This window comes from Streptomyces jumonjinensis, from assembly GCF_009600885.1.
In the GTDB taxonomy this organism is placed as follows: Bacteria; Actinomycetota; Actinomycetes; order Streptomycetales; family Streptomycetaceae; genus Streptomyces; species Streptomyces jumonjinensis.
In genome coordinates this window covers 70,505-71,145 of the sequence record NZ_VCLA01000120.1, presented here as the reverse complement: position 1 = coordinate 71,145, position 641 = coordinate 70,505, and the positions used below count along the sequence as shown (strand labels likewise).

The 641-nt window shown below is 73.9% G+C and carries 1 protein-coding gene; it reads right to left on the bottom strand.

What is annotated here, in order from left to right:
• On the bottom strand, positions 1-641 hold a 641-nt coding region (locus FF041_RS14090), incomplete at both ends, for an NB-ARC domain-containing protein (RefSeq protein WP_267133193.1).

Sequence of the window (641 nt, the reverse complement as noted above, 5' to 3'; positions counted from 1 at the left end):
CGGCAGGAAACCGCAGGCCGCGACCACATCGAGCGCCGCCTCCCGCTCCTTGTCCACGCGCTCGCTCCCCACGATCCGGCGGAAGAGCCGAAGGGCTTCGTCGGGGGACATGACGTCGAGGTCGACCAGATGCGCTCCGGCGAGGTCGACCATTCTGACCCGGCTGGTGATCAGGGCTGCGCTGCCGGGGGTGCCGGGCAGCAGGGGCCGGATCTGGGCCGCGTCGCGGGCGTTGTCGAGGAGGACCAGGATCTTCCGTCCGGCCAGTGCGGAGCGGTAGAGGGCGGCGCGTTCGTCGAGGGTGTCGGGGATGGCGGAGTCGGCGAGGCCGAGGGCGCGGAGGAAGGAGCCGAGGACGGCGACGGGTTCGGCGGCGCGGTTGCCCGCGCCCTGGAGGTCGGTGTAGAGCTGCCCGTCCGGGAACTGGGGCCGGGCCTCGTGCGCGACATGGACGGCGAGGGTGGTCTTGCCGACGCCGCCGATGCCCGCGAGCGCGGAGACGGCCATCACGGACCCCTCGGGGGCGCAGAGCCGCGCGCTCAGCTCCCGTACGAAAGAGGCATGGCCGGTGAAGTCGGGGACGGTGGCGGGCAGCTGGGCGGGCCGGATGAGGTGCGGTCCGGCGCTCTCCGTCCCGCCGC